We start from the raw sequence: 4,347 nt of genomic DNA on the forward strand, positions 1-4,347 counted from the left end.
CCCGATGAGCGTCGTCGGACAATCTGCCAGACGAAGACTCCCAGGATTGCAATCCCAATCAGGGCAAGAACATTCCACAACCATGGCAAGGAAAACATCCAGGTGCTCCAGGGATAGTGCTTTTGCGGCACCAGTTCTACTTCCAGACGCTCAGGATTTATCCAGGTCATAGTATCCGAGCGGCGAATCGAGGCGTTACTGGCAACAAAATCTCTGGCATGTACCGTGATTTCTTCTTCTATCCAGGGAGCCACCAGAACGTTTAGGGAGGAAAAATCCGCAGTGAGTGACAATGTTCCCTGCTCGGTTTGCCGGACTTGCAGGATTTCTGGCGATATGATATCGGTAATCTGAGAGTATTCCCAACCCCGCATGTTAATTTCACATGTCCGCTGATTACTGAAAGGCAATCTGGTGCAATTGTAACGAGCCTCTACCCCTTTGCTGCCCACGTAAGCCCTGAACAACTTCAGCACTTTTTCGGTAGGGTTGTCCAGGTTGAACTTAAAAGGGAGAACATCGACAAGGTCCTGCGCAATACCTGGAATGAGATTTTTTAGAAGTACGTTGAGGTCAAGCTCCACTTTAGTGTACTCGAAAGATGTCTGTGCTTTCCATTCGCCATTATCGTAGAACCAGACATCCTCCTTGAATGTGCAGCCAGTAGTGAGTAAGAGCAAGATAATCGCAAATAAGACAAGCCGGTATTTTGTACTGGAAAACATTCACACCTCCCTTTTTCTTACCAATCTACAGGCCCCATGGTCTTATCCACAAGGTGAGAGCCCAACAGACCGGCAAAAATGCTTATGAAGATGTCTGGCAGAGCAAATATCAAGACCGGGTAGTCCCAAATTCCCAGAATGGAAAGAAGCAATGCTCCCAGGAATACCAGGGCTGCGCTCATGCTTCCCGCAATAGCACCAGCCCCCCGTACCTCATCGCGGGTCGGTGATTCTGGTCGAAGGGCAGATGCAATCCAGGCCCCGATGGCAAAATAACCAATTGCGTCAAGTACCGCCCAAATCAACCAGGCCATCCACTGGTCCGCTATTGCATCTGTCAGCCAATGGAGGAAAATCAGTAATATGGCCACCCAGGGCGCTCGTTTCCAGGACTTTCGAATCGTAATCTCCAGAACATCCATGACTTCCACCTCTTAAGAGTTCATATTGGCTTCCAGCCCCCACTCTGTTTGGCGATAAACCCGCTCGAATCGCACGGCGTTTTCTGCGTTTCTATCTCCTACGCGCAGGCGTTCAACCATCTTTTTCCATACCCCAAACGGCAGGTGAGATGGATCGTCTCGAAACGCCGCTTCAACCTGAGCAACATCATAGGCTACTCTGCGAAAGGTGATGGACCGGGAGCGAGGATTCAATATAACAAACGACGCACGCGGGTCACCGTCACGCGGTTGCCCGCTGGCGCCACACCCAATAACCCAGACACCATCTTCCACACTAATTGGTTCCCCATAGGGGATAGATGCATAGCGGAGCTCGTTGTCCCTGTTCAGGGTTACGAGGTAAGGGTAGTGTGTATGCCCAACAAATAAAAGCACGGATGAGATGCTGACACTTTCTCGATAGCGTGCCAGAGCATGCAGATGTGCCGTCAGGCGCTCTCGACTCCAGGGGAACATATAATCCACCAGGCGTCTCTCGGCAGGGAAAGCCGCCCCATGCGTGAAGAATGCCTGTATGTGTTGTGTGCGATACTTCATCAATCCCTGAAACCAATGTGTATCCCCCTTAGTCAAAGTACGCTCTCTTTGCAACTGCTTTTCGATCTGGGCCAGAAAAGTTGCGTACAGTTGCTTTTTGTGTTGCAAAATCCATTTGTGGCTTTTCAAAAGCGTCACTGCGTTCCCGTTATAAGGGTACTTGTTTTGCACTTCTTCTATAAGCCAGGCATCATGATTGCCGGCAATCCACCGGCCAGGGCAGTTCTTCAGCGTCCAGGATACGGATTCCACCGGCTGCGGGCCATAACCGATGATATCACCCAGACACCAGTACTTCACTTTTTCGTTCGATTTAAAAAGGCCGGAAATGGCTTGTAACGCGACGAAGTTGGCGTGTATATCGCTCAGTATGATGTGTTTCATGGCTGTTCAGCTTTTGACAACAATTCACGAGCTTCGGTAACAACAGGGCTTTTGGGGTCGATTTTTTCGTATTCACTCAATGCTTTTTGCACATTATCGATGGCAATGCTGGAAATTGATTTTTTGTTTCTCCTGCTCAGGAATGAGCGGGGTTTTTCTGCCTCCCGAAGTGCTCTCCTCAGATTTTGGGTGACCTTTTTTAAGCGTTCTCTCTTTTCACTGTTTTCCTTCAATAGGGAATCTGAATCATCACGCATCCTCTGGTATCTGGAATAGAGATTCTTTGACTGGCTGACAAGCGCTTCAATGGCGTTTTTGCAAGAACGTGCCTGCTCGGAACGAGGAGGGGAAATAGACTGTGGTTTGTAATTCCTTTGAAACTTTTCGATGCTTTGGAGAATTTCCTCGGATTTTTTTATGATTTCGTTCAGGGAATAGAACTCTCTGGCTTCATCCAGGGTTTCTCCCAAATCTTGTGCCATCTCCATAAGTTCTTCATACTTCTTGTTCATGGCATCTTGTAAATCCTGCCATAGAGCCAGATTCGTGCTGATGGCTTCAAGTTGTTTTTTATGGCCCTGGATTGTGCTTACCGTTTCACTCGATGATGGGTACTGATATTCCAAAGCGAAATGCAATCCGTCAAATTCGTGGGAGCGGGCAGCATCCCAGGCGTGCTCCAGGGCCAACACTGTGTTGTAAGCTGCGTCAATTTGTTCCTGTCTTAGATATTCCATCAAATCATTTATCAGTTTATTGAGCTTGGAAGCATACTCTTTCCGCCGCTCGAAATCTTCGCGCAAAGTTTGTATTTCGTGACTTAGGACCTGAATATCAAAACCTCGAATGCCCCTGATTTCGTTGACCAGTCTTTGTATGTGCTCTAACGCAGTACGAACTGGATTTAAATTCCATTGATACCCTTTGCCGGCTTCGAATATCGGGGTATGCGTAGCATCCTCAAGGAGTTTTTTATACTCCTGATAACGCCTGTTGAGAATGCGGAGTTTGCTGACCACGTCTTTAACCAGGCGGTTTTCTTCTTGTAAATCTTCTCGCCAGTACCGCGCATCGCCTGTTTGTAAAACTTCGCTTTGTAACAGGTCATCCAGGTCTTGCGTGGTTCGCTCCATATCTTCGATTGTTTTGCGAAGATATGGCCCATCAACAAAGCGCAAAGGTTGTTTTTTCAATCGTTCCAGTTCCTGAGTAACTTCATCCTCTAATTCCTGGAGATGCCCTCTACCATGAAAGCGAACTCTCAGGCGCGGGTCATCGGGTCTCAACTTCGCGATTCTCGTCAGGGCCAGCACCCGCGGTAATGCGCGTCGTGCATTGTCCGCTTCCCTGAATAGATTGTCAACGCGGGAATCAATCAATTGTTCCCACATCGATTCCAAGAGCGTTCTCAATTGTGGGGTTCCCTGGAGCGCATTTCGCGTGTGGTCAAGCTCAGCCCTGGCGAGGGAAAGCTCTCCTGCTTCCAGTTTGCTGGCAGCCTGATAGAATCCGGTTAGCAGTTCTTTCAGGGCGTCCCACCACATATCCGATGCCCCCATCCACTGGAAGCCTTTCGCAACGGCCAGGATTTTATCCAGCGCAGAGTTCGCCAACGCCTGGCGGATGAAGCCTTCCACCAGTTCCGCGTCCTTTCCCAATTCTGGGGAGCGAATATATTGCCAGAAAAGAGGGGCGATGTCACTCTCCGCAGAGGATGCTCTGTGCAATTCCATCAGGGCGCGGCGCCGATGAACCGCCCGAATCTCTCCTTGTACCTTCTGCCGTTCGTCCTGCTGACGGCAGAGACGGAGCCTTTGCTGGCGGTTCTCCAGCATTTTCGAGAAGTCATCGCTCCTGCTCAGTTGCTCAAAAGCCAGGTCCAGGAGGGCGGCTTGTAATTGCCTGGCATGTTCCCGATACTCACTGCGTTCTTCGGGAAAGATGCCCATGTTCCGCATGCGCGTCAGCGCCTCTTTCAAGGCCTGCAAGCGGGGAAAATCCGCTTCTTGCAACGCCTGCGCAAGTTGCGCCTGCCAGGAAGCGAGAATCTTCTTTTTGAGGCTGTCTTCCAGTTCGCCCAGTTCGACAGCAAGCCTGGTAGGGCGTTCGCGCCAGTTGACCACGACTTGCCAGCCATCAATGAGATGGAGAAGATCAGCCAGTTCATCCGGGGTGGAAAGCATGCTGCGGAGTCTCTGGACATCCTGGCTGGCCTGGGCATCATTTTGCTCCATGAC

General features: G+C 50.0%; 3 protein-coding genes and 1 pseudogene. All 4 read right to left on the bottom strand.

The window, feature by feature from the left end:
- A partial coding sequence (locus D6694_14035) for a hypothetical protein (protein RMH36249.1) occupies positions 1-725 on the bottom strand: 725 nt, incomplete at its 3' end.
- A gap of 17 nt (positions 726-742) precedes the next feature.
- Positions 743-1,147 carry a hypothetical protein gene (locus D6694_14040; GenBank protein ID RMH36250.1) on the bottom strand — a complete coding sequence of 135 codons (405 nt, stop codon included), beginning with the start codon at positions 1,145-1,147 and terminating at the stop codon, positions 743-745.
- A gap of 12 nt (positions 1,148-1,159) precedes the next feature.
- Positions 1,160-2,110, bottom strand: a pseudogene (locus D6694_14045) (hypothetical protein).
- Complete coding sequence (locus tag D6694_14050) at positions 2,107-4,344, bottom strand: hypothetical protein (protein ID RMH36251.1); 2,238 nt, start codon at positions 4,342-4,344, stop codon at positions 2,107-2,109. The pseudogene D6694_14045 and the gene D6694_14050 overlap by 4 nt, the downstream one beginning before the upstream one ends.
- Positions 4,345-4,347 lie beyond the last annotated feature (3 nt).

It is taken from the genome of Gammaproteobacteria bacterium, assembly GCA_003696665.1.
GTDB lineage: Bacteria > Pseudomonadota > Gammaproteobacteria > Enterobacterales.

Bases quoted from the DNA above. Each gene is read 5' to 3' on its own strand.
- D6694_14040 (RMH36250.1), bottom strand. From the start codon at position 1,147: ATGGATGTTCTGGAGATTACGATTCGAAAGTCCTGGAAACGAGCGCCC.
- D6694_14050 (RMH36251.1), bottom strand. From the start codon at position 4,344: ATGGAGCAAAATGATGCCCAGGCCAGCCAGGATGTCCAGAGACTCCGC.